At 54.3% G+C, this 23,104-nt stretch carries 22 protein-coding genes; 10 read left to right on the forward strand and 12 right to left on the reverse strand.

Translation table 11 applies throughout. The features are described 5' to 3' along the window. Positions 1–434 precede the first annotated feature (434 nt). Positions 435–1,046 carry an outer membrane beta-barrel protein gene (locus IEW12_RS00005; protein WP_188563961.1) on the reverse strand — a complete coding sequence of 204 codons (612 nt, stop codon included), beginning with the start codon at positions 1,044–1,046 and terminating at the stop codon, positions 435–437. Positions 1,047–1,290: 244 nt separating this feature from the next. Between IEW12_RS00005 and IEW12_RS00010 the strand changes: the two genes are divergently transcribed. Both IEW12_RS00010 and IEW12_RS00015 read left to right on the forward strand, forming a co-directional pair. Continuing rightward, a complete protein-coding gene (locus IEW12_RS00010) occupies positions 1,291–2,082 on the forward strand; it encodes a helix-turn-helix domain-containing protein (protein ID WP_188563962.1) in 792 nt (263 codons plus the stop codon). Positions 2,083–2,400: 318 nt separating this feature from the next. Then, positions 2,401–3,546, forward strand: coding sequence for a glycosyltransferase family 4 protein (locus tag IEW12_RS00015; protein ID WP_188563963.1), 1,146 nt, complete (start codon positions 2,401–2,403; stop codon positions 3,544–3,546). 112 nt (positions 3,547–3,658) lie between these two features. Here the strand turns inward: IEW12_RS00015 and IEW12_RS00020 are convergent, their stop codons facing one another. Further along, complete coding sequence (locus IEW12_RS00020) at positions 3,659–5,164, reverse strand: mannose-1-phosphate guanylyltransferase/mannose-6-phosphate isomerase (protein WP_188563964.1); 1,506 nt, start codon at positions 5,162–5,164, stop codon at positions 3,659–3,661. Positions 5,165–5,496: 332 nt separating this feature from the next. Between IEW12_RS00020 and IEW12_RS00025 the strand changes: the two genes are divergently transcribed. From IEW12_RS00025 to IEW12_RS00040, 4 genes are all read left to right on the forward strand, one after another. Next, positions 5,497–6,183, forward strand: coding sequence for a response regulator (locus IEW12_RS00025; RefSeq protein ID WP_229750829.1), 687 nt, complete (start codon positions 5,497–5,499; stop codon positions 6,181–6,183). Between the two features lie 12 nt (positions 6,184–6,195). Beyond that, complete coding sequence (locus IEW12_RS00030) at positions 6,196–7,524, forward strand: ATP-binding protein (RefSeq protein WP_188563965.1); 1,329 nt, start codon at positions 6,196–6,198, stop codon at positions 7,522–7,524. Between the two features lie 213 nt (positions 7,525–7,737). Continuing rightward, positions 7,738–8,526, forward strand: coding sequence for a MipA/OmpV family protein (locus IEW12_RS00035; protein ID WP_188563966.1), 789 nt, complete (start codon positions 7,738–7,740; stop codon positions 8,524–8,526). A 98-nt stretch (positions 8,527–8,624) separates the two neighbouring features. Further along, positions 8,625–9,287 carry a hypothetical protein gene (locus IEW12_RS00040; RefSeq protein ID WP_188563967.1) on the forward strand — a complete coding sequence of 221 codons (663 nt, stop codon included), beginning with the start codon at positions 8,625–8,627 and terminating at the stop codon, positions 9,285–9,287. Positions 9,288–9,352: 65 nt separating this feature from the next. Here IEW12_RS00040 and IEW12_RS00045 read toward each other — a convergent pair whose 3' ends face one another. From IEW12_RS00045 to IEW12_RS00090, 10 genes are all read right to left on the reverse strand, one after another. Beyond that, a complete protein-coding gene (locus tag IEW12_RS00045) occupies positions 9,353–10,087 on the reverse strand; it encodes an ABC transporter ATP-binding protein (RefSeq protein WP_188563968.1) in 735 nt (244 codons plus the stop codon). Further along, complete coding sequence (locus IEW12_RS00050; protein WP_188563969.1) at positions 10,084–10,920, reverse strand: ABC transporter permease; 837 nt, start codon at positions 10,918–10,920, stop codon at positions 10,084–10,086. Before IEW12_RS00050 ends, IEW12_RS00045 begins: the two co-directional genes overlap by 4 nt. A 31-nt stretch (positions 10,921–10,951) precedes the next feature. Continuing rightward, the gene (locus IEW12_RS00055; protein WP_188563970.1) at positions 10,952–11,935 is read right to left on the reverse strand and encodes an aliphatic sulfonate ABC transporter substrate-binding protein; all 984 of its coding nucleotides are present in this window, start codon (positions 11,933–11,935) and stop codon (positions 10,952–10,954) included. 38 nt (positions 11,936–11,973) lie between these two features. Continuing rightward, positions 11,974–13,359 carry an LLM class flavin-dependent oxidoreductase gene (locus IEW12_RS00060; protein WP_188563971.1) on the reverse strand — a complete coding sequence of 462 codons (1,386 nt, stop codon included), beginning with the start codon at positions 13,357–13,359 and terminating at the stop codon, positions 11,974–11,976. Between the two features lie 9 nt (positions 13,360–13,368). Next, complete coding sequence (locus IEW12_RS00065) at positions 13,369–14,214, reverse strand: MetQ/NlpA family ABC transporter substrate-binding protein (RefSeq protein ID WP_188563972.1); 846 nt, start codon at positions 14,212–14,214, stop codon at positions 13,369–13,371. An 80-nt stretch (positions 14,215–14,294) separates the two neighbouring features. Continuing rightward, on the reverse strand, positions 14,295–14,957 hold the full coding sequence (locus IEW12_RS00070; protein WP_188563973.1) for a methionine ABC transporter permease: 663 nt from the start codon (positions 14,955–14,957) through the stop codon (positions 14,295–14,297). Beyond that, positions 14,950–15,759, reverse strand: coding sequence for a methionine ABC transporter ATP-binding protein (locus IEW12_RS00075; RefSeq protein WP_188563974.1), 810 nt, complete (start codon positions 15,757–15,759; stop codon positions 14,950–14,952). The genes IEW12_RS00070 and IEW12_RS00075 overlap by 8 nt, the downstream gene beginning before the upstream one ends. Positions 15,760–15,765: 6 nt before the next feature. Continuing rightward, the gene (locus tag IEW12_RS00080) at positions 15,766–16,977 is read right to left on the reverse strand and encodes an acyl-CoA dehydrogenase family protein (protein ID WP_188563975.1); all 1,212 of its coding nucleotides are present in this window, start codon (positions 16,975–16,977) and stop codon (positions 15,766–15,768) included. Between the two features lie 381 nt (positions 16,978–17,358). Further along, positions 17,359–18,771, reverse strand: coding sequence for a heavy metal sensor histidine kinase (locus tag IEW12_RS00085; protein ID WP_188563976.1), 1,413 nt, complete (start codon positions 18,769–18,771; stop codon positions 17,359–17,361). Beyond that, positions 18,768–19,439 (reverse strand): heavy metal response regulator transcription factor, encoded by a 672-nt coding sequence (locus IEW12_RS00090; protein ID WP_188563977.1) that lies wholly within the window; start codon positions 19,437–19,439, stop codon positions 18,768–18,770. The genes IEW12_RS00085 and IEW12_RS00090 overlap by 4 nt, the downstream gene beginning before the upstream one ends. Before the next feature lie 177 nt (positions 19,440–19,616). Between IEW12_RS00090 and msrP the strand changes: the two genes are divergently transcribed. The 4 genes from msrP (at position 19,617) to IEW12_RS00110 (ending at position 23,089) form a co-directional block, all read left to right on the forward strand. Further along, on the forward strand, positions 19,617–20,591 hold the full coding sequence (msrP, locus tag IEW12_RS00095; RefSeq protein WP_188563978.1) for a protein-methionine-sulfoxide reductase catalytic subunit MsrP: 975 nt from the start codon (positions 19,617–19,619) through the stop codon (positions 20,589–20,591). A gap of 296 nt (positions 20,592–20,887) precedes the next feature. Then, positions 20,888–21,244 (forward strand): DUF305 domain-containing protein, encoded by a 357-nt coding sequence (locus tag IEW12_RS00100; RefSeq protein ID WP_229751001.1) that lies wholly within the window; start codon positions 20,888–20,890, stop codon positions 21,242–21,244. Positions 21,245–21,281: 37 nt separating this feature from the next. Continuing rightward, a complete protein-coding gene (locus IEW12_RS00105) occupies positions 21,282–22,667 on the forward strand; it encodes a YncE family protein (RefSeq protein WP_188563979.1) in 1,386 nt (461 codons plus the stop codon). A gap of 56 nt (positions 22,668–22,723) precedes the next feature. Further along, positions 22,724–23,089, forward strand: coding sequence for a copper resistance CopC family protein (locus tag IEW12_RS00110; RefSeq protein WP_188563980.1), 366 nt, complete (start codon positions 22,724–22,726; stop codon positions 23,087–23,089). Positions 23,090–23,104 lie beyond the last annotated feature (15 nt).

The raw sequence follows: 23,104 nt of genomic DNA on the forward strand, positions 1-23,104 counted from the left end.
TGCGGCTTGTCCCTATAACCTTAACAGGTGATAGGCTACGACAAGTAAGCTTGTGTGTTTGCCCGTTGTTCGCAAACAATCACAACCGCCTAAGTCTTGTGGTGTGCCCCACCATGAGCACGGAGTATCGATGGTCTGTCGGTACTCCAAAAAACTTGATTAGTGCGAAGACTAACCCTCCGACGCACACTCTACGAGCTTCTTCCGAATTGGATTTGTTGTGACCGCCAGAACAACGGCACCACAATGAATCAACAAGTTATGCCTGATGACCATAGCGAGTTGGTACCACCCCTTCCCATCCCGAACAGGACNTGCGAGCGGCTTTACTGCGTCGCTCTTATAAGCTTCGCTTCCCTTATAGCTCCGGCTTTCTAATCGTCTTTTGCTGCTGCCACGCAGCTATTTCTCTATATTGACGCGCGCCGCATCATCTAAAATCGATAACTGAGACCAATAGAGAACAGCTTGACTCTGTTTTTTTGACCATCGTCATATTTTGCCGGCAAGCGATCCCAGTCGGCATTCAAGCTCCAATGGCCGGTCAGTGAATAGCGGATACCCAAACCGACAACCGGCACTAGGGCATTCTTGGTGCTGGACTTTCCTGCGTCTGTGCTGAGCTTGCCTTGCGAGTAGGCCAGCCCGATCTTGCCCGTCAACGCAGCTTGCCCCATTCCTGCCTGGACCAGGTAAGACGCGGCCAGGCCTGTGTTTTTCATGCTGCCTGCCTTTGTGCTCGCTATATCGTACTTTACAAGCTTGTTGTGCCCGACACTGTATGCCATCAACTCCATGCCTTGCGCGATTTGGATGCTATCGGTGGCTGAGAACTGTGACAGGTAGCCGGCGCTAAGTTTAACGCTGACGTTGCCTGGATTTCTGCACACGGTAGGATTGCTGCAACTCACTGCTTGGCTTCCTGGTGATGCGACGCCCGCACCCATATATATTTCCGTTGCGCTGGCATTGGTCGCGGCACAAATCGCGGTGGCACAGGCCACGCAGGCCAAAGCTGCGCCTATCGCCGGATGTGAGTTGAGCATGAGACTTCCAAGGGACAATGTTTTCAATTTTTGCTGGAGATCTTGGGAGATTTACAGTGGCCGACTGCTTGGCGAAGCTTTTGGCCAGAGGCGTCAGTGAGTCTTGCCGACAATAATTTATCTTCGCGCGAAGTGTTGCAAATTTCTCCATTAAGTACGAGATTTTTATGCGAAGATGCGTCTGTTGATCTGATCGGTACTGAATTACGGTACTTTTATTGGCTGGTGAAAATGCGGAGATGAAATGAGTTCACCCGAATTGGTTCTGAAAGTGCTGCGCACCGAGTTGCGCCGCGCGGGCGTCACTTACAAAATGCTGGCTGACCGTATCGAGATGAGCGAATCCAGTGTGAAGCGCATGTTTGGGCAAAAGGATATGTCGCTGTCCCGCCTGGCCTTGATCTGCAAATCGGCAGGCATTGCGATGGAGGATGTGTTGCGCCAGGCCGCCGACGTGACCCCGCATTCCGATACGCTAACTTTGGCGCAAGAAAAATCCCTGATGGCCAGCCCCAAATTGCTACTGGTTGCTATCTGTTGCCTTGGATACTGGACCATGGAGCAGATCATCGAGACCTATACGCTGACGGAGCCTGAATGCATACTCAGCCTGGTAGAGCTGGATCGCCTGGGCCTGATTGAGCTGAAACCGATGAATCGCTATCGTCTGAAGGTTTCCAATACTTTTCATTGGCGGCCAGATGGGCCGGTGCAGCAATTTTTCAGGGAATTTGTCGTCAGCGATTATTTTGATGGACGTTTTGATGGGGAAGGGGAGAGCCTGCTGTGCGTGCCGGCCAGGCTATCAATGCAAAGTGCCAGGGAGATCGTACAAAAGATACAGCAGCTCGCGGCGGACCTGGCCCGCTTGCACCAGGAGGACCGCAGACTGCCCGCTGAAGAGCGCGATGGCTTTACGCTGATGCTGGGTTTCCGTTCCTGGGAGTTTTCTGCACTGACAGCACTTAGACGCAATGAGGGGGCTGGCGGCAAAAAGCAGGCGACAGTTACCGACTCGCATATTCATCGTGCCTGAAGAGAATAAGAGGGAGTCGACGCAGATCGCGTGAATCCCTCCTTTTGCTGTATAAAAACTTGCGCACGCGGCTCGTACAATTTCATGACAATTCAGCGACACTTCCAGGCAGATTTAAACACGTGGCAAATTTAATATGAGCTAGCTTTATCGAAGTTGGTTACAGCACGAAGCAGCACGAAAGCCCACGTTTCAGGTCTGTTTTATTTGGCGAATAGCTTGAGCGAACAGTCGATAGAAGTGATTGAAATGACCGCTAATGATTAGAGTGGTCTTTTTAGCCAATCACATTCTTGCTCCAGCCCGAGGAATTCACGCATGAAGATTCTGCACTTTTATCGCACCTACCATCCAGACACCTTCGGCGGCGTCGAACAGTTGATACGCCAGATGGCCGTCAGCACCACCCGCCTGGGCGTCACCAACGAAGTCCTGACGCTGACCCGCAGCAAAGAGCATCCCGAACTGGAATTCGAAGGCCACAAGGTACACCGCGCCCGCCTCAACTTTGAAATCGCCTCCACCGGCTTTTCCTGGTCGGCACTCTCTCGTTTTGTCGAGTTGGCCCGCGAAGCCGATGTCATCCACTACCATTTCCCCTGGCCCTTCATGGACCTGGCCCATTTGCTGGGCAGGATCAAGAAACCGACCGTCGTCACCTACCACTCCGACATCGTGCGCCAGAAGCTGCTGCTGAAGTTCTACCAGCCGCTCAAATACTGGTTCCTGAACGACGTCGACCGCATTGTCGCCACCTCGCCCAACTACTTGGCCACCAGCCCTATCCTGGAACGCTACAAGGACAAGACCGAGATCATCACCTACGGCCTCGACAAAAGCATCTACCCGCAGCCCGCACTGGATACGTTGAACAAATGGCGCCAGCAACTGGGCCAGCGCTTCTTCCTATTCGTCGGCATGCTGCGCTACTACAAAGGCCTGCATATCCTGCTGGAAGCCGCTGCCAATACCTCGATGCCGGTCGTCATCGTCGGCGATGGCCCGGTGGAAGCCGAATTGAAGCAACAAGCCCGCGCACTCGGCCTGAACAATGTCCATTTCCTTGGCGCATTACCCGAAGAAGACAAGGTCGCCTTGCTGACGCTGTGCTACGCCATGGTGTTCCCCTCCCACCTGCGCTCCGAAGCCTTTGGTATTTCCCTGCTGGAAGGCGCGATGTTCGGCAAGCCGATGATCTCCAGCGAAATCGGCACTGGCACCACCTATATCAACCTGGCCGACCAGACCGGCCTGGTGGTACCGCCGAATGACCCGGGTGCACTGAGAAATGCGATGCAGTTCCTGTGGAACCACCCGCAAAGGGCAGAAGAGATGGGCAGGCGCGCGTATGAACGCTACCAGGCGCTGTTTACGTCCGAGCAGATGGCGCGTGGCTATGTGGGTCTGTACCAGCGGGTGATGGAGAATTCTGCCGGCAGGATGGCGCAACTGAGTTCGGTATAAGGACATCAGTTTGGGGCATCAGTTTGGCCTGAAAGCAAAATATAAGCGAAAGCCGGGTCCAGAGTTTTAACCCTGGACCCGGCTTTTGTCATTCAAGCTTAGTGAAATGAAATCAGGATGCTGCGGCGGTTTTTGCGTGTGTGAGATCGCGAGTCAGTTCATGTTCATGCGCTACACGGCCATAGATATCGTCAAAACGTACGATGTCATCCTCACCCAGATAGGAGCCGGATTGGACTTCGATCAATTCCAGATCGGTTTCGCCGCGATTTTCCAGCCTGTGTTTGACACCCAGTGGAATATATACCGATTGGTTGGCACGCAGGGTCAGCAATTGTTCTCCCCTGGTGACAATTGCCGTGCCTTTTACGACTATCCAATGTTCTGCCCTGTATCTATGCATTTGCATCGATAGTTGTGCGCCCGGTTTTACCACAATGCGCTTGACCTGGAAATGCTCGCCGCTGTCGACCGAATCATAATGACCCCAGGGGCGGTACACCTTGCGATGATTCTCCGCCTGCGCATAGTTGCCCTCGCGCAGACGGCTGACGATGCGCTTGATATCCTGCGTATTGCGCTTGGTCGTCACCAGCACTGCATCCGGCGTCTCCACCACGATCACGTCTTCCAGCCCCAGGCAGGCGACCAGCCGGCTATCCGATACCACCAGGCAATTGCGCGAATCTTCCATCATCACGTCACCCTGTACCGCATTGCCATCGCCGTCCTTGTCCGATACCTGCCACACGGCATCCCAGGCCCCGACATCCGACCAGCCGGCATCAAACGGTACGACACAGCCGCTAATGCCCAGTTCCGGCGCCTTGGGCAGCTTTTCCATCACCGCATAGTCGATGGAATCGGAAGGGCAGGCCAGGAAGGCGGTTTTGTCCACCCGCACAAAGTCGCAATCGACCTTGGCTTGCTGCAGCGACTGCTGGCACGCTGCCAGCATGGCCGGGTTGAAATGGCCTATGGCCGCCAGCCAGGTACTGGCCCGCATCATGAAGATGCCGCTATTCCACAAATGGGCCCCACCGGCCAGATACTGCTGCGCCGTTTCCAGCGCCGGTTTCTCGACAAAGGCCTGCAAAGCCCGTACCGGCGAGCCTGATAAGGTCTCGCCGACATGGATATAGCCATAACCGGTTTCGGGCCGGTCCGGCACCACGCCGAAGGTCACCATGGCCCCGTCCAGCGCCTGCGGCAAGCCGTGCTGGATGGCTTGATGGAAGCCCTCGGTATTGGCGATCACATGGTCTGCCGGCATCACCAGCAGCACCGCATCCTGCTGATGGTCGGTGGCCGACAGCGCCGCCAGCGTCAATGCCGGTGCGGTATTCCTGCCGGCCGGTTCCAGCAATAGCGTGGAATTGGCAAAGCCGACTGCACGCAGTTGCTCGGCGGTGATGAAGCGGTATTCCTCATTGCAGACGACGATCATGTCGGGGGCGACCGGCAAATCGCCGCCAAACTGGCGCATGCGGCCGGCGGTGGCCTGCAGCATGGTGTCTTCACCGACCAGGGCCAGGAGTTGCTTCGGGTGCTTTTCCCGCGACAAGGGCCATAAGCGCGTGCCGGAACCGCCGGATAAAATCACTGGTTGGAGTAGCATTGTTATCTTTCCTTGAGGTGCATCGGTCTGCATAAAAAGTTTGGCTGCGAAGCTGGGCCGCGAAATTCATTCGTGGGCGATAGTAATCGCCCGGGTTTCAATTTTGATCATTCAATATGCTGGAGCCAGCGCAGAATAGCTTTTCTGTCTATATTAATCCGCTTCGGAATGTCCCTAATTTGTCGTAAATTTGTACGCCCCCGATCCCAGGCGGTGGGGCACCGCTTGAATGTATAAAAAGTGTACTGAAAATGTATTCAAATGTACGCGGACAGCGGCTGGCACCTATTCAGGGGCAAGCTCTTATACAATGCTGGCTTGGGAGGAAAGTCATGTTTCGTGTAATGCTGGTGGAGGATGATGCCAAGTTGGCGTCGCTGGTTGCTGAATATCTGGGTGCTTACGAATTTTCCGTCGATATAGTGACTCGCGGCGATATTGCGCTGGACCATTTCCGGTCTCAGCCGCCCGATATCGTCGTCCTGGATCTGATGCTGCCTGGCCTGGACGGTATGGTGGTATGCCGCCAGTTGCGTGAGGTCAGCAATGTGCCCATCCTCATTTTGACGGCGCGCGAAGATGCGTTTGATGAAGTGTCCGGCCTGGAGCAAGGGGCGGATGACTATGTCAATAAACCGGTGCAGCCAAGGGTATTGCTGGCGCGTTTGCGCGCCTTGCTGCGCAGGTCGCAAGATGAAGTGCGGACGGATACGGAAAACCTGACCTTCGGTGCTTTTCAGCTATCCAAGGGAAACCGCACCGTCGTATGGCGAGATCAGCCCGTCCCGCTGAACAGCACGGAATATAAGTTGCTGCTTGTATTGGCCGAAGCTGCGGGCCAGGTCTTGTCCCGCAACGATATCCTGATACAGATGCGGGGCATCGAGTTCGATGGCCTGGATCGCAGCATCGATAACAGTATCTCCAGACTGCGCCGCAAGTTTGATGATGCCAATGCCGACAAGATCAAGACCGTATGGGGGGAAGGGTATTTGTTCAGCCCATCCGCCTGGGAATAGCCAGGAACGGCCGTGAATCGTATCTTTGTCCGGTTTTCCCTGCTGGTCATGCTCGCGGTCACTGTCGCCAGCTTTGTCATCTATTTCGTGATCAGCAATCTGTTCGGCGATCCGTTTGAAGAAATAGCCCTGAAGCAGGCATCCGGCCAGATTTTCTTGCTGGAGCAATATGTCGACAAGGCACCGGCGGATGAGTGGCTGCAGAGATTGAACAAGGTGAGGGAAATCTCCAGGGTCAAGTTTGAACTGATCCCGCTGAAAGCCGCCTTGCCTTTGCTGCCGGCGAAAAAAGAAGCTTCGCTGATGCGCGGTGAGGTAGTTCTTGATGCGGCGGACAAATCTTTCTTCCGGCGGGTGGATCTGGCTGGCGACAAATACATAGGCAGCGAAGAAGAGGTGATCCATGCGGAAGACCTTCCCATCGATGTTGGCCTGGCGGTTAAAGTGGAGCTAGTGCGTTATGTCATCGTTGCCCTGTTCTTGCTGATTCCGGTAGCCGTATGGTCCAGTCTGCATTGGCGTGGCTTGCAGTCGCTATCAAAGGTGGCGCGTGATTTCGGTGAAGGTAATTTGTCGGCCAGAGCGACGACGAAGAAAACTTCCAGCATCTATCCACTGGCTGAGCGCATGAACCAGATGGCGGCGCGTATAGAGAGCCTGCTGGAGGCGCAAAAAAACTTGATGCATTCTGTCTCGCATGAATTGCGCACTCCGGTAGCTCGCCTGGAATTCGGCCTTGAATTATTGCGCCAGGACGTAAAGAAAACAGCCGACGGCAGTGCCGCGGAAGCTCGCATGCAAGCCATGGAAGCCGATTTGATTGAATTGAATATGCTGGTCAAGGAGTTGCTGAGCCTGACCAGGCTGGATCAGCAGCAGGAGAACAGGCACACCCAATTCTCTCTGGCCGAGGCCTTGCATGATTGTGTAGGGATCATGGACCATGCTTTATCCGGAAAGCTGCTAAAGACCGATATCGGCGCGGGAATAGGCCTCATGGCGGGCGATCCGCGCCTGATTTCACGTGCCGTCACCAACCTGATGATGAACGCGGCAAAGTATGCCAGCCATCAGCTTGTTTTGTCTGCGCATCGCCTGGCGGATGGCGCGGTAGAGGTGATAGTCGAGGACGATGGGCCGGGCATTCCCGTGGAAGAGCGTGAGCGTATTTTCGACCCTTTCTACAGACTGGACCGAAGCCGCGACAGGGCAACCGGAGGCTTCGGCCTGGGTCTGGCGATCGCGCAGAAAGCGGCATTGCTGCATGGCGGGAATATCCACGTGGCAGAGTCTTCGCTGGGTGGCGCCAGATTTGTCATGCGCCTTCCGTCAGGACTGTAATTGCATGCTCCCATCCAGCGGTTTCCATGTGATGCCAGCGGATGCATATTTTGATGACATGTACAAATTCGAGACAATTTAAAGACACTTTGAGGCGGACATTCGGTAGCGAGGCATTTAAGATGAAGTTCCTTTAAAACAATAATGACCCGCTATCGACTATATAATCCGTCTCCACTATTCACACTGCAGTAACTCTCCCGAGTAATCCGAATGAAAAAACTCTCTTTTGCATTGATCTTCAGCTTTTGCGGACCGGCCATCGCACAGACGCCTGCCGCAAATATGATGCCGGACGGGAGCCGGGACATGTATGTGGGATTGGGGGTAGGTTCTGCGCCTTTGTGTGACGGTACTGACGAGCGCGAGACCAGATTGAAGCCGAATATCCAGGTTCAATGGAGCAATGGCATCTTTCTGCGCAATGAGAGCCTGGGCATGCATCTTAGCAACGAGCCGGGGATAGAGTACGGCCCGCTACTTGAATATGACCGCGGCTGCGATGCCTCGCATCAGAAAAAGCTGGAGGGTGCAAAGGATATCGACTCATCGCTGGGTGTAGGCGGCTTCTTCAATTATTACTTGACCGACTCCTTCAGGCTCAGCTCCAAACTCTTGGTGGGCACTGAAAATGAGCGCCGGCGCATGGTGCTCAACCTGGAAGCCAGAAAGTATATGCAGGTCGCACAGCATCATGGCGTGGCATTGTCGCTTGGCTTGACCTGGGCCAACCAGGCCTACACGCAAACGCGTTTTGAGTTTGACCCGATGAAAGCGCTGGTCGCTTCTCCCGCGCCCGCAGCAGCAAAAACCGATTTTTCCACGCGGTCGGGCATCAAGGATGTGCATGCCGGGGTGAACTGGAACTGGGAATTAAGCTCCACCTGGCTGGTGACGTCGCAAGCGTCGATTTATCGATTAACGGGAAGTGTTGCGGATAACCCGCTGAATAACAGACGAAGTTATATGACTGTGTATACCGGTCTGGCTTATCGTTTCTAATCCATACGATCAATTTCATGACCCATAAGCCCTTTTTTATTTTTGTTTTCATGTTGCTGGCAGCAGGGGGTAGTGCTGCGCAGTCCAATGACAATGAAATGCAAAAAAGACAGAGCTTGATCGCGTCTGAAAAGCAGGAAGGTGACTGGATCAGTTACCGGGATGTTTACCGGTTGATGATACGTTTTGAAAAGTATGGCAAGCCCAAGCAGTTTATCCAGAATAACTATCAAATCACGCCCCTGGACAGGAGGGCATCGCTGGATGACTTGCATCTGGTGCTGAATGGGAAAACGGTGCGCCTCAATCTGCCTATCGACGGTGTGGGCCGGGTTGCGATTCCGCTATTGAAAACCGCTTACGATGAAAATGCGGAACTGAGCCTGAATCGCAAGACGAATCTGTTCAGCTTCCAGACCCGCATTTCCATCATTGTCCGTGCCGATGGCATATATGAGACCGGCGATCTGCAAACGGCCTGTGAGCAGGCTTTAAACTATCTGCGGTATACGGGAGAGGTTTCTTCCTCCGGCAAAAAATGCACAGGCGTGAAATTCTCGTATGCGAAGAATGCCGGCGATGTTGCGGTCAGCTTCAGGTCGAATGGTAAATTGACACCTTTGCCTGTAAGGGACGGACCAGCTTTTTCAGATGATGCTGCGACATTCAAGACGGTGAGCTATCGCTTTGCCGATTGGCCTGAGCGTGGCCAGATCATTATTCAAAATGCGCCGATTGCGATTGCCGCCTTGTTCGACTAGGCATGCCAATTACTTTGCTGTCATGCCCGATGACAGCGTGTTCCACATCAGGCGTCCCAGTCATCCTAGTAAACCTGCGCTGCATGCAGCTTGTCCAGTATCCTTGATTTCAAAGCTGCAGTATCAGAATCCGTGCGCTGCCTTGGCCTGGCAAGCGGGACGCTAAACTCGGCATGCAGGGATTGTGGTGCCGAACCCAGCATGACGATACGGTCGCTCAGATAGACCGCTTCGTCAATGTCATGGGTAACCAGCAGCACGCTTAGACCATGCTGGTGTGCGATCTGAGCCAGCAAATCCTGCAATTTCATGCGGGTAAAAGCGTCAACAGCGGAAAAAGGTTCATCCAGCAGCAGCACACGCGGGCGAGTGAACAGGCCGCGCGCGATGGCAACCCGTTGTGCCTGGCCCCCGGAGAGTTGTTTCGGCAACGCATCGGCATACCCATCCAGGCCGACTTCTTCCAGCAAGCTCGCTACCAGAGGATGCTTGCGTTCGGAGCGTCCGAGATCGAAGGCGATATTCTCCGCAACCGTCAGCCACGGGAATAGACGAGGCTCCTGAAAAATGAATCCTATATCCCGGCTCACTCCTTTCAGCGTGGTGCCGTCAAGCCGGACACTGCCACGGAAAAGTTTGTCGAGGCCGGCGACGATGGAGAGCAAGCTGCTTTTCCCACACCCGCTGGCGCCAATCAGGCTGACGATTTCACCCTGTCCAAGCTGCAACTGCACGTTGCGCAAAACCTCACGCTCGCCGTAGTTTTTTTCATGGATGCTGATGTCCAGCAGGGAGCTCATGGCAAATCCTGTACAGAATTGGCAAAGCTATCGCGCCACGACAAAAGGCGACTCTCCAGTTTGATCATTAGCCTGTCGCTGATTTTTCCTAGCACTGCCAGCAACACGATAGCTGCCAGTACGATATCGGCACGGCTGGTTTCACGTCCGTCTGAAAGCAGGTAGCCAAGTCCTTTGCTGGCAGCGATCAACTCTGCCGCGACCATGAACATCCACGCCAGGCTGAGTCCATTGCGCAGCCCGGTCAAAAGCGATGGCAGTGCTGCCGGAAGCAAAACCCGGTAAGCCAGGGCGGGGCGGCGCAGGCGATACAACTGTGCAACTTCGATCAGTTTGCGGTCTACACCGCGTATGCCGGAGACAGTGCCCATATAGACCGGGAAAAAAGCACCGATGGCGATCAGCACCAGTTTGGGCGCTTCATCTATGCCCAGCCATAGCAGTAACAGGGGAACCCAGGCCAGGGATGGGATCGCGCGCAATGCCTGGAAGCTGGGGTCGAGTATTAGCTCCATGCGTTTGCTTAAACCCACTAGCGACCCTATGACAACAGCGAGTAGGCTGCCCGCCAGAAAACCAGCGATAACCCGTAAGGTACTCGCTGCCATGTGACCGGCCAGCCCATGCTGAGCGAGGTAGGAGATGGTATTCAGAATCTCGGTGGGTGCAGGCAGCAGGTTTGCCGGAATCAGGCCGGAGCGAACGCCTATCTCCGCGACAAGCAAGGCGGTGAATGGCAGCAGCGCACCAAGCAGCGCCGCTGGGATGCGTCTTTTGCTTTCCGGTTGCCGATTTATCGCTGATATGTCCAGCTTGACCGATCTGGTGTTCATTGTGTGCTTTCTGGGCCCTGTCTCATTCGTATCAAGTGCGGGTAATCAGCGGTTGGGAAAACCGAGTGTCTACCAGATCCAGGATCACGCGATTCAAGTCGGTGCCCGCCTTGACCAGTGCTTCATCCTGCAGGATGGGCGCCGCCAACTGTAATGCCTTCACATGCTCGCTGGATGGCAGCGGGTTGCTGAAATCGCTGCGCAGCTTGATCTGCAGCAGCGCGACCGGCAGGCTGACCTTGGCCTCTTCAGACAATATCCTGGCAGCATCGGCAGGGTTGGCGATGATCCAAAGGCGGGCACGCTCGTAAGCGCGGATGACTCGCGCTGTTTCTGCAGGATGGGCTGCCAGAAAATCTTCACGCGCATTCAGAAAGCCATAGGTGTTGAATGCCACGTTGCGGTAGATCAGGCGCGATCCTGATTCCAGTTCGCTGGCCGCCATATGCGGGTCCAGGCCGGCCCAGGCATCGACCTTGCCTTGCTCAAGGGCGATCCTGCCGTCGGCGTGCTGCAGGCTGATATGTTCAATATCACTGCGCTTCAGGCCAGCCACCTTCAGGGAGCGCAGCAGGAACAGATAGGGGTCGGTGCCTTTGGTTGCCGCAATCTTTTTTCCTTTCAGGTCCGCCAGGCTGCGTATGCCTGAGTCCTTGCGGACGACCAGTGCGGTCCATTCCGGACGCGAAAAAATATACGGCGTCTTGATCGGCGTGCCGTTTGCTTTTGCCAGCAAAGCGGCAAGTCCCGCGCTGGAACCTATGTCTATGCTGTTGGCATTCAAGTACTCCAGCGCGCGGTTGCTGCCTGCGCTCAACACCCACTTGATGCTGGTGCCATCCGCCTTGAAATCTTCCTCCAGCCAGCCGAATCTGCGCAGCACCAGGCTGGTAGGAGAGTAATAGGCATAATCCAGCCTCAGCTCTTTTAGCGGCGATGCGGCCTGTACCAGTCCTGGAAAAACGGTGGCTGCGGCGCTGCCGGCAGCAAGTTGGAGCAGTGTTCTGCGTTGCATGATGTCTTTCTAAAGCGAGTGAATTAAGTGAATGAGTTTTATGCTGCCGTTTGCAGCGGTGGATCGATCTTTACCTGCCGCCCGGCATGCTGCGGATGCAGGTAAGGGCCTGCGCCAAACAATTGATGGCGTAGCGTGCCGCCGCTGTATTCGGTGCGGTAGCAGCTACGCCGCTGTAGTTCCGGTACGATGAAGTCGACCACATCGCGCATGGTTTCATGCGCGATGGCGAAAGCCAGGTTAAAGCCGTCGATACCGGTTTCTTCCATCCAGGCCTGCAACTGGTCAGCCACCTGAGCCGCATCGCCCACGATGACAGGGCCGCGCCCGCCGAGGCTGATGTATTCCGCGGCTTCCCTTACCGTCCATTTGCGCGTCGGGTCTGCGGCACTGAAGGAAGCTAGCGCGGAGCGCCCGGCATCCGACTCTATGTAATCAATCGTCGCGTCCAGAGGGAAACGCGAGAAATCGACCCCCGTCCAGCCTGATAGCAGCGCGAGTGCCGCATCGATATTGATGTAGCTGCGGTAGTCTTCATATTTTGCTTGCGCTTCGGTTGCCGTTTTCCCCGTGATGATCAGCGCCTGCGCGTAAATCAGCAGACGGTCGGCATCGCGCCCCGTTGCATGGGCGGCTGCCCGGGTGTCTTCCACATAACGGCGGACGACTTTCTTGCTGGGACCGCTGACAAAGGTGCATTCGGCGTGGCGTGCGGCAAAAGCCGTACCACGCGGTGAGGTGCCGGCCTGGTACAGCAAAGGGGTACGCTGCGGCGACGGCTCGCATAAATGAAAGCCGGGCACCTGGTAGTAGCGTCCATGGTGATTGATAGGATGTACTTTGGCCGGATCGGTATACACGCCATGTTGCTTGTCATTGATGACGGCATCGTCTTCCCAGCTTTTTTCCCACAATTTGTAGACCACATCCAGATATTCATCCGCCAGATCGTAGCGCTCGTCATGGCCCAGTTGCCGGTCCAGCCCAAGATTACGGGCTGCGCTATCCAGATAGCCGGTGACGATATTCCAGCCTATGCGGCCTCGGCTGAGATGATCCAGCGTGGAGATGCGGCGCGCGAAAGTGTAGGGATGCTCATAGGTGAGGGCGCAGGTGACGCCAAAACCCAGATGTGTAGTCGCCGACGCCATCAAAGGCACTAGCGCTAGCGGGTCGTTGAGTGGTACCTGTACCGCATGTGTCAAAGCCGCGTCAGCGCTGCCCTGATAAACGTCATATACACCCAGTACATCCGCCAGGAACAGCGCATCAAAGCGGCCAGCCTCCAGCAGCCGCGCCAATTCCGTCCAATGGTCGGGATCGGTATAGCGATGACTATGGTCCCGCGGGTGTGCCCACATGCCGGGAGACTGGTGGCCCACGGTGTTCATCTGGAAAGCGTTGAAACGTATTTGTTTGCCCATGATGCAGAATTATTTGTTCGCGCTTTGCAAGGTTTGCTGATAGTCAGGCTTGGCAAAACCGGAGAAATACTTATTGGTGACATCTAGGAATTCCCTGGAACGATAGGCCGCTTCCAGATCTTTCACCCATTGTTTGCCTTTGTCTGCGGTGCGGATAGCGACCAGGTTCTGGTAGGTTTCCGAGGTTTTTTCTACCGCCAGGGCTTCGGTCAGTTTCAGGCCGGACGCCAGTGCAAAATTGCCGTTGACGAAGGAGTAATCGGTATCCTGCAAGGAGCGCGGCAACTGTGCTGCTTCCAGCGGGATCAGTTTGATTTTCTTGATATTGTCGGCCACATCTTTATCCGATACGCGTATCGGGTCATAGTTGGCTCGCAGCTTGATCCAGCCCAGTTGTTCCAGCAAGACCAGTGCGCGCGCCTGGTTGGTGGGATCATTGGGCAGCGCTACGGTCGTACCTTCCTTCACTTCCGTCAGCGACTTGTGTTTTTTGCTGTAGATGGCGATTGGGGCAGTCGGCACCTTGATCAGTTCGCTTAATGCCAGCTTGTTGTCTGCTGCGAATTTGGTCAGGTAGATGATGTGCTGGAAGGCATTCGCATTTAACGCACCTTCGGCCAGTGCAAAATTCGGCTGTATGTAGTCATTGAATTCGACGACTTTTACCTTGTAGCCCTGTTTTTCCAGGATGGGCTTGATGCCTAGCTTGACCTGATCCGCATAAGGGCCGGCGCTGGTGCCGATAACCAGTTCCTTGGGGTCATTGGCAAAGGAGGCCGTTGAGATAAAAGCGAGGCTTAGTGCGCTGGCGATTAGGGCGCGGCGTACGCTACTGGGGCGTGGATATCTGATCATGATCTATGCTCTCCTGGTTGAGTGATATTTATATGGCGTTGCTTTGGGGCTGATTTGGCGCTGATTTTTTGTTACCGTTTTTACCGCTTATCTATGAGTTTTGCGATGCCGGTACCGGTGAACTGAATTACCTGTACCAATGCGATCAGAATTGCCACGGTGGCTATCATGACGTCGGTCTGGAAGCGGTAATAACCGTAACGGATGGCCAGATCGCCGATGCCGCCGCCACCGACCACGCCAGCTACGGCGGAATACGACAGGAAGCTGATTGATAAAACAGTGAGTGCCAATACCAGGCCGGACCTGGCTTCCACCAGCAAGACACGGACGATGATCTGGAATTCGGACGCGCCCATTGCATGTGCTGCCTCAATGACGCCGCGCGGCACTTCACGCAAATTTTGCTCCACCAGCCGGGCGAAGTAGGGGATAGCGGCAAAGGATAGCGGCACTGCCGCAGCAAGCGGGCCTATCGAAGTGCCGGCTATGAACCGGGTAAAAGGCACCAAGGCCACCAGCAGGATAATGAAAGGGAAAGAACGCACCATATTGACGAACCAGCCCAATATGAATGCCAGGGGCCGGTTTTGTAGCGACTGGCCGTCCGCCACCAGAAACAGCAAAACTCCCAGAGGGCCGCCGATCAGCACGGCAGAGGATAGTCCTATCGCCAGCATGGTCAGGGTTTGACCGAACGCCGTCCACATTTCCGGTAGCAGATTGAGGATATTATCAAGCATACGCGAGCTCCTTATGTGGCAGGGATGCCTGCTTGCCGTGATGAACCAACTCGCGCCCCAGAGCAGTTTTGCGTACCGTATTGGTTTCGTGCAGCGCAAACTGCTCCGCGATGACTCCGTCTTCAATCACCGCCACGTGATTGCAGATGGCGTTCAACACGGATAATTCATGACTGACGATGACGATAGTGACACCCAGGCGGCGATTGATGTCACGCAAGGTATCCAGCAGAGAACGGGTGGTTTCCGCATCAAGGGCGGAAGTAGGCTCATCGCATAGCAGTACTGCGGGGCGGCTTGCCAGTGCGCGGGCAATCGCAACTCTTTGTTTTTGCCCTCCGGATAATTGCGCCGGATAGCTGTCCAACTTGTCTGAAAGATCCACCAGCTTCAGGCATTCATTGACGCGCGTAGCGATTTCTGCGGCAGGCACGCTCCCGTGTATTTTTAGCGGGAAAGCGACGTTGTCGAACACGCTGGCATTTTGCAGCAGGTTGAATTGCTGGAAAATCATGCCTATATTTTGCCGCGCGTCCCGTAACTCCCGCTTGCCCAGGCTGGTAAGCTCGCGCCCGGCCACGGTCACAGCACCGCTATCGGGTTTTTCCAGCAGGTTGATCAGACGTAGCAGGGTGGACTTGCCGGCCCCGCTTTTACCTATCAGCCCAAAGATATCGCCTTGCTGTATGTCCAGCGATACCGATTTGATGGCATGGAATGGCTTGCCACGTGATGGAAAAAAGGATTTGCTGACTGCTTTGACCTGGATCACTGGCCCAAGTTGTAAGGAGGTGTTTGGCATTTTGTATCAGGAGTATGCTGTTGGCTCTGGCAGCGTGCCTTCCAGCACGTAGCGGCCCAGATCGCGCAGCTTGTAATCAATAGGGTCGTGCAAGGTATGGACACGGACATTGCGCCAGAAGCGGTCAAAGCCGTAGCGCGCCGAAGTAGAGCTTGCTCCTGTCAGCTCAAACATCTGGCTGCTTACTTCTATGCCCGCGCGATGTGCCAGGCACTTAGCCTCTGCCACGGCGATAGCCAGTTCTCCGCGGTCGCGCGCGGTAACCAATGCTCCCTTGCGGAACGCCTTTTCCAGTTCGCCGGCGGCGTGGTCGGCCAGCACTGTGGCGGGGCGCAGTAGCAGCCAGAGCTCGCCGTAGCGATGCTGTATAAATGGATCGGTGCTTGCCTTATCCACGCCGGAAGCAAACCAGGGGCGGGATTGTTTGCGGGTATAGCCGGTCGCAGCATCAAAGGCACCGAGGCCTATGCCAAGGTAAAGGTTTGCCATGATCAGTTGTGCCACCTGAGAGCGCAGGGTTGCCTGCGGTGTTGCCACCTGAGATGGCGCTTGCAAGACCAGATCAGCTGGAAGCTGCACCTTACTAAAGTGCACATTGCCACTGTCCGTCTGGCGCTGGCCGAAGGAATCCCAATCGGCTTTGACGCTGATACCGTCTGCTGCTGTTGGTAATACGCCGATCAGCGCGCTTTGGGATGTTTCATCCCAGGCAGAAATAGTCAGCCAGTCCGAACCCACCGATCCGGAAGAAAAGCTTTTAATGCCGTCAATGAGAAAACCGTCTTCATTGGCGGTGGCGAGGGTGCGCCTGTCCAAAGGGTTGAGTGCATTACCCCAGAACAGGCGTTCTTCAACTGTTTTCTGCAATAGCTGGCGCTGCTGCTGCGCATTGCCATATAGCTGTATGCCAGCCAGTTGCAGATGATGGAAGCCGAATACATGGGCCAATGCACTGTCCGCCTGCGCCAGGATGCGGATGACCTGATAGACCGTAGGCCAATCCGCCCCCTGGCCGCCAAATTCAGTGGGAACAGACAGGGTCAGCAAACCGGATTCGCGTATCCACTCGCGTTCCTGGGCTGCGTGTCCTCCTTGCTGGTCGCGCGCGACTGCCGTCTCTGCCAGGCGTGCGGCAAGCGTGCTGGCAATATAGAGGGGATCGTTTTCAGCGACTTCGTTTTGATCTTGCTGAGGGGATAGTATAAGTGCGGGCGACATGACAGACCTGACACGAGTGTGGTTGCGATGACTTAGTATTGCATCGCCCATACCTGCTCGTACACGAAGAAATCCAGCTTTGCTTATGCGGAAATTTACTATCTCAGCGGTAGCAGGTTAAGTCGGGGCTTAGTGCGGCGGCGGTCGGTAAGGCGAAAGCTGATCGATTCAGTGAGTTTGTTACGTGACTTTCCGTGGAGGCAGGAGCGCATACACCGGCTGTGCCAACCCTTTTCTGACGTCCTACATGAAAATTTCATTTAATATAATTTTTGACGTGCCATGATGCATAGGCGGCAGGCAAAGCATCGCCCTTGGAGTTTTCGCGACCTAGCTTGCATTTGTGTAGATTTACTTTTTTGCCGGAACTGCTTAATTTTATTAGATGGTCTTCAATACCGGGAAATGCAGGGCAAACCTGATCTCTCCATCTTGAGAAGAGTAGAGCGCAGTTACGCTGCCTCCATGCAAAGTCATGATTGCCTTTACGATGGCAAGCCCGAGGCCATTGGACTCGGTAAATTCGCTGCGTGATTTATCTCCACGGTAGAAGCGGTTGAACATGCTGTCCAGATGGTCTTGCGATATTGCGTCGCACTGGTTCTTGACGGTGATCGTCGTGCCGCTGTCATCTGTCCTGGCATGTAGCGAGATGCTTGTATCGGGTTTTCCGTAACGGACGGCATTGATCGCCAGATTATTGACTGCTCGTCGCCACATGGTCAGATTGGCATTGACGGTGCCGCTTGCTTCGAGCTGAAAGCGCATATTACGCTCCTCGGCAATGCCTTCGAAGTAATCCCTGACCCTGCCAAGCTCTTCCTCAACTGAAAAATCAACGCGATCAACGACGGTAGTTGCGTGATCCATGTTTGCCAGGAAAAGAATATTTTCTATGATGCGGGACAGGCGGGTCAGTTCTTCCAGGTTGGATTCCAATACCTGCTCATACTCTTCCGCCGGCCTTAACTGGCCTAGCGTTACCTGGGTTTGTCCCATCAGGATATTGACCGGCGTCCTTATTTCATGGGCCAGGTCGGCCGAAAATTGCGAAAGGTGTTCAAAGCCGGCCTCCAGTCGGTCCAGCATCGCATTGAAGGCATGGGCGAGTTTGCGTAACTCTGCTGGCGCGTCTTCTACGCTCAAGCGAGCAGATAGATTTTCAGGCGTGATCTCTCCTGCACGGTCGCCGATGACCGAGAGGGTTTTCAGTCCGTGTTTCAAGAGCATAAAGCTCAATACGATGGTTAAACCTACCGTCAGCGTGACAGCTCCTATGACGCGCAACAGATAACCAGACAATACTTTTGATTCCTGGTTCATCACATAGGCCGCGGTGATCTCTACGGTGTCGTTATGATTGCCGACCTCTGCCAGTGCGGACACCCAACGCACGCGAACGCCATCGGAGCGTTCGCCTTCATGCAGGGAGTCCAGCTTCAGCGGGATTCCTGTCGCCACCGGAACCATTGAGGGGGCTTGCAGGTCGCCGGGATTCACCTGTATGAACGGAGTTTCACCCTGACGCCGAAAGATTCGCACGTCCTGCTCATTGCCCAGCATGCTTTCAAACAGAGCAGGCCGCTCTTCCATCTGGCGGATGTTATACAAGTCGTGGAACAAATTGCGGAAATGCTCAACACGTCCTATCAGCGTATAGTCTGCCCGCATTTCCAAAGCCTGCCTGGCAGAGGAATATAAATAGGCGCCCAGGCTGCTCGTAATCAGGAAGACCAGCAGTGCAAATAATATTGTCACTCTGTGTGTCAGGCCCAGTGATTTCCAGATATTCATGGTTCATCCGAAAACATGTAGCCGATGCTGCGCACGGTGTGAATCAGTTTTTGCTCAAAGGGCGCATCTATTTTTGCGCGCAGGCGCTTGACGGCGACATCGACGACATTGGTATCGCTGTCAAAGTTCATATCCCACACCTCGGAGGCGATAACAGCGCGTGACAAAGCCTCGCCCTTGCGCTTGATCAGCAGGTGCAGCAGCATGAACTCCTTATTGGTCAGCACGATGTTCGTGCCTTGCCGCGTAACTTTGTGACGAACGGGGTCGAGTTGCAGATCGGCGACCTGGAACAGGTCGGATTCTCGGGTGACGCCGCGTCGTAGCAGCGTACGCACGCGCAATACCAGCTCGGTAAATGAAAAAGGCTTGACGAGATAATCATCCGCACCGAGCTGCAGCCCGCGTATGCGGTCATCCACGTGGTCTTTGGCAGTCAGGAAGATGACAGGAAGGTCTCTTTTGCTACGCAGGGAGCTCATCACGGTCCAGCCGTCCTTGCCCGGCATCATCACGTCCAGGATAACGAGATCGTAGTCGTTTTCCAATGCCATATGCAGGCCGTCGGTGCCATTCCGCGCCAGATCTACCGAGTAGCCGGACTCGCGCAATCCTTTTTTCAGGTAATCACCGGTTTTCAAATCGTCTTCTATGACAAGGATGGCCATGCCGTTTCTTCCCGGAAATGTGGCTAATGATTTTGATTCTAGCATCTTGCTTTTATGGATTAATGACAATTTTGTCATTCGGATGCCATCAAAGTTTCACCAGCAGATAAGTAAGATGAATCATCGGACATAGAGATCTTTCTTAATGCTCTTGCCAATTCATCCAAGGAGTTATCCATGTTAATCAGACTGCAACCAGACCAGATTGATATTCCCGCTTCATCTGAAATAACGCCGCAACGCATCTTCGAATCGCGCCGGACTTTTCTTAAAGAGATGGCAACTGGAGCAATCGCCGCCAGTGGGCTGATAGCTTCAGGCAGCGCATGGTCGCAGACTACGGGCGCACGCAAATTGGCCGCTAAACACAATGATGCCTATGTCATCGTGGACAAGGCGACTGCGTACAAGGATGCGACGACGTATAACAATTTCTATGAATTCGGTACCGATAAATCCGAGCCTGCGCGCAATGCTGGTTTGCTGAAGATCAATCCCTGGACTATTTCGATTGAAGGGGAGGTGAAGCGGCCGATGATGCTGGATCTGGAGAGCCTGTTGAAGCTCGCTCCGCTGGAGGAGCGCATCTATAGGTTCCGTTGCGTTGAGGGCTGGTCCATGGTCATTCCCTGGGTGGGTTATTCGCTATCTGCGCTGATCAGGAAGGTCGAACCTACAGGCAATGCCAAATACATAGAGTTCGTCAGTCTCGCCGATAAAAAGCAGATGCCTGGCCTGTCTGACCGCGTGCTGGATTGGCCCTATACCGAAGGCCTGCGCATTGACGAGGCCAATCATCCGCTGACATTGCTGACGCTGGGCATGTACGGTGAAACCTTACCCAATCAGAGCGGCGCGCCAGTAAGGATTATCGTGCCCTGGAAGTATGGATTTAAATCGGCTAAATCAATCGTAAAGATACGTTTCCTGAAAGAGGCTCCCCGCACAAGCTGGAACGGGATTGCCGCAAATGAATACGGATTCTATGCCAACGTGAATCCGAATGTCGATCACCCCCGTTGGTCCCAGGCTAGCGAGCGGCGTATAGGCGAGGACGGTTTCTTCACGAAGAAGCGCAAAACCTTGATGTTCAACGGCTATAACGATGTTGCATCCCTGTACGGCGGAATGGATTTGAAGAAGTTTTTCTGAGCCGTTGAGGGCTTTTCAGGCTTGCCCTAAATGACAAATTTGTCATGCGATTGTCACTCGTCCAAGCGCATGCGCTGGCTACACTATCGATATGGATTGATACCAAAAACTCACTTGGCTGCCGCCTAATTTTTAGAAGGAAATTTGACATGCAACGCTACAGAAAAAAATTGAGCCGTGCTGCAGGTACCGCAACTGCTGTACTACTGCTTGCTGCCGGCATGTGTTTCGGACTCCCGCTTGCATATGCCTGTGAGCCGGATTCGCCTCAGGCAAAAGCTTCCGCGGATCAGGAAATGCATCACCACCATCACGGTACCGCCTCTGACCCGCAGCAGGCTGATGCAGCCGCACCGCCCGTGTTCGTCGCCAGCACCGCCAAGTCATTTGCAGCCTTGATGGATGATGCAATGGCCGTGATGGACGATGGAATGAAACGGGCGCCGATGAATGGCCAGAGCGAGCATGACTTCGTCACGATGATGATACCGCACCACCAGGGGGCGGTGGATATGGCGAAGGCCTTGCTTCTTTATACCAAGGACCCGGAGCTGAGGAATCTGGCTTTGGGCATCATCGCAGAACAGCAAAACGAAATCCGCGTCATGCAGGCCTGGCTGGAGCATCACCCTGATAGCGCCGCAAAAAAATAAAATTTCCTGAACAATTTCACCTCCATAGAGACCTATCATGAAGAAAAATTCCACTATCCTCGCTATTGCCATGAGCGCGCTGTTTGCCAATTCCGTCTGGGCATTGCCATCGACGCAGGACAGGGTTTATACGGCGGATCAGAATACGAATACCGTTTCGGTGTTTAACCCTTCCACCAATACACTCGTCGGCCAGATCAAATTGGGTAATCAGCGGCCTGACGTGCTTTCTCCTCTATACAAGGGCCAGATCAATGTCCACGGCCTCGGCTTTTCTCCCGATCATAAGACACTGCTGGTAATTTCCAACGGCTCCAATTCGGTAAGCTTTGTCGATACAGCTACCAACAAAGTCAAGGGCATCACCTATGTGGGCCGCTCTCCCCATGAAGGATTTTTTACCGCGGATGGCAAGGAGGTATGGGTAGTTGTGCGCGGTGAAGACTATATCTCGGTGATTGACCCGGTGACATACAAGGAGACCCGCCGTATTCAAACTGATCTCGGTCCCGGTATGGTGCAGTTTCACCCTGACGGAAAACTGGCTTTTGCTGTTTCCAGCTTTACACCAACGGTCGATATCATTGACGTGAAAAGCCATGAGATCATCAAGAAGATCAGTGTTGTCAGCCCGTTTTCGCCTTTCCTGCAATTTACACCGGACTATAGCGAAATATGGATGACGCATAAGGATGTCGGCAAGGTTACACGCATCAGCACCAAGACGCTGGAAGTTACCGGCGTAATTGATACCGGTTTCATCACAAACCATCTGGCTTTTGCCAAGGTGAACGGCAAGGTCTTAAGCTATGTTACCGTGGGTGGTGAAAATGTGGTCAAAGTATTTACTACCGACAAGGATGCAAAACTGCTCGCGACCATACCTACAGGCGCTTTGCCGCATGGCATATGGACATCGGATGACAATAGCCGCGTCTATATCGGCCTGGAGAATGGCGATGGCGTGGAGGTGCTGGATCCGGCAAGCAACAAGATCATTGCGCATATGCCAGGTGGCCAGGCTCCGCAAGCACTGGTTTACCTGTCCCATGTTGTGGAGGGCGGTGACGGTGCTTCCAATCTCGTAGCTCGAGTAAATAATGACCCTATCAATATCCGCCTCAAACCGGTTGTCGGTGAAGCTAAAGGGTTTGCGGTTTCGCGGAATCTCGGAGTGGTTGATTCTTTTGAAGTCTCGCTGTTCAAGCTAAAACCAGAAACGGAGTACAGTGTTTACCTGAGTGGGCACAAATCAGCGGTGGGAATTTTTAAAACAGATGCTAAAGGCGTTGCCAACGGTACCATGATAGGACCTGAGCGTGAGCTGGCGAAGCCAGATGCGCTTGCGGCTGCCAGCCGCCTGATTGTGATGGAAGGTGCTGCACCGGCCGATGCCAGCAAGGCAGTGCTGATTGATAATTGATTGATAGCCAATATTGCTGAATCCGGATCCGGTTTCAGCAATAAACAGGAGGAAAGATGAATACAATGAAATTTTTTGTGGCTCGGGCCTTGGCAGGCCTTGGCTTCTATCTGTGCATTGCTGCGGCTTGGGCGCATGCCCATCCTGTCAGTTTAAGCCCGGCGGCGGATGCGGCAGTGAGCGCCCCGGCTGAGATCAGGATTGTGTACGACAAGGCTCTGGAACCCGAAAGTAATATCGTCGTTAGCAATGAGCGTAACGAAGTTGTTGCTACCGGTAGGGCTGTGCTCGTTGCTCCTGACAACCTAGCTATGTCGCTGGCCTTGCCGGCGCTTCCTGTGGGCGGCTACACCGTGCAATGGAGCGCCGGCAGCCACGATGGGCACACGGCAAAAGGCAGCTATAAATTCATCGTCAAGTGACAGCTTGCATCTGGG

Source organism: Parundibacterium terreum, assembly GCF_014636315.1.
Classification (GTDB): Bacteria; Pseudomonadota; Gammaproteobacteria; order Burkholderiales; family Burkholderiaceae_D; genus Undibacterium; species Undibacterium terreum.

Excerpts from the sequence above, each read along its gene's own strand:
- IEW12_RS00035 (WP_188563966.1), top strand. The coding sequence starts at position 7,738 with ATGAAAAAACTCTCTTTTGCATTGATCTTCAGCTTTTGCGGACCGGCC.
- IEW12_RS00075 (WP_188563974.1), bottom strand. The coding sequence starts at position 15,759 with ATGCCAAACACCTCCTTACAACTTGGGCCAGTGATCCAGGTCAAAGCA.
- IEW12_RS00055 (WP_188563970.1), bottom strand. The coding sequence starts at position 11,935 with ATGCAACGCAGAACACTGCTCCAACTTGCTGCCGGCAGCGCCGCAGCC.
- IEW12_RS00065 (WP_188563972.1), bottom strand. The coding sequence starts at position 14,214 with ATGATCAGATATCCACGCCCCAGTAGCGTACGCCGCGCCCTAATCGCC.
- IEW12_RS00100 (WP_229751001.1), top strand. The coding sequence starts at position 20,888 with ATGCATCACCACCATCACGGTACCGCCTCTGACCCGCAGCAGGCTGAT.
- IEW12_RS00040 (WP_188563967.1), top strand. The coding sequence starts at position 8,625 with ATGCAAAAAAGACAGAGCTTGATCGCGTCTGAAAAGCAGGAAGGTGAC.
- IEW12_RS00005 (WP_188563961.1), bottom strand. The coding sequence starts at position 1,046 with ATGCTCAACTCACATCCGGCGATAGGCGCAGCTTTGGCCTGCGTGGCC.
- msrP (WP_188563978.1), top strand. The coding sequence starts at position 19,617 with ATGTTAATCAGACTGCAACCAGACCAGATTGATATTCCCGCTTCATCT.
- IEW12_RS00060 (WP_188563971.1), bottom strand. The coding sequence starts at position 13,359 with ATGGGCAAACAAATACGTTTCAACGCTTTCCAGATGAACACCGTGGGC.
- IEW12_RS00080 (WP_188563975.1), bottom strand. The coding sequence starts at position 16,977 with ATGTCGCCCGCACTTATACTATCCCCTCAGCAAGATCAAAACGAAGTC.
- IEW12_RS00090 (WP_188563977.1), bottom strand. The coding sequence starts at position 19,439 with ATGGCCATCCTTGTCATAGAAGACGATTTGAAAACCGGTGATTACCTG.
- IEW12_RS00045 (WP_188563968.1), bottom strand. The coding sequence starts at position 10,087 with ATGAGCTCCCTGCTGGACATCAGCATCCATGAAAAAAACTACGGCGAG.
- IEW12_RS00105 (WP_188563979.1), top strand. The coding sequence starts at position 21,282 with ATGAAGAAAAATTCCACTATCCTCGCTATTGCCATGAGCGCGCTGTTT.
- IEW12_RS00025 (WP_229750829.1), top strand. The coding sequence starts at position 5,497 with ATGTTTCGTGTAATGCTGGTGGAGGATGATGCCAAGTTGGCGTCGCTG.
- IEW12_RS00015 (WP_188563963.1), top strand. The coding sequence starts at position 2,401 with ATGAAGATTCTGCACTTTTATCGCACCTACCATCCAGACACCTTCGGC.
- IEW12_RS00010 (WP_188563962.1), top strand. The coding sequence starts at position 1,291 with ATGAGTTCACCCGAATTGGTTCTGAAAGTGCTGCGCACCGAGTTGCGC.
- IEW12_RS00110 (WP_188563980.1), top strand. The coding sequence starts at position 22,724 with ATGAATACAATGAAATTTTTTGTGGCTCGGGCCTTGGCAGGCCTTGGC.
- IEW12_RS00050 (WP_188563969.1), bottom strand. The coding sequence starts at position 10,920 with ATGAACACCAGATCGGTCAAGCTGGACATATCAGCGATAAATCGGCAA.
- IEW12_RS00020 (WP_188563964.1), bottom strand. The coding sequence starts at position 5,164 with ATGCTACTCCAACCAGTGATTTTATCCGGCGGTTCCGGCACGCGCTTA.
- IEW12_RS00070 (WP_188563973.1), bottom strand. The coding sequence starts at position 14,957 with ATGCTTGATAATATCCTCAATCTGCTACCGGAAATGTGGACGGCGTTC.
- IEW12_RS00085 (WP_188563976.1), bottom strand. The coding sequence starts at position 18,771 with ATGAATATCTGGAAATCACTGGGCCTGACACACAGAGTGACAATATTA.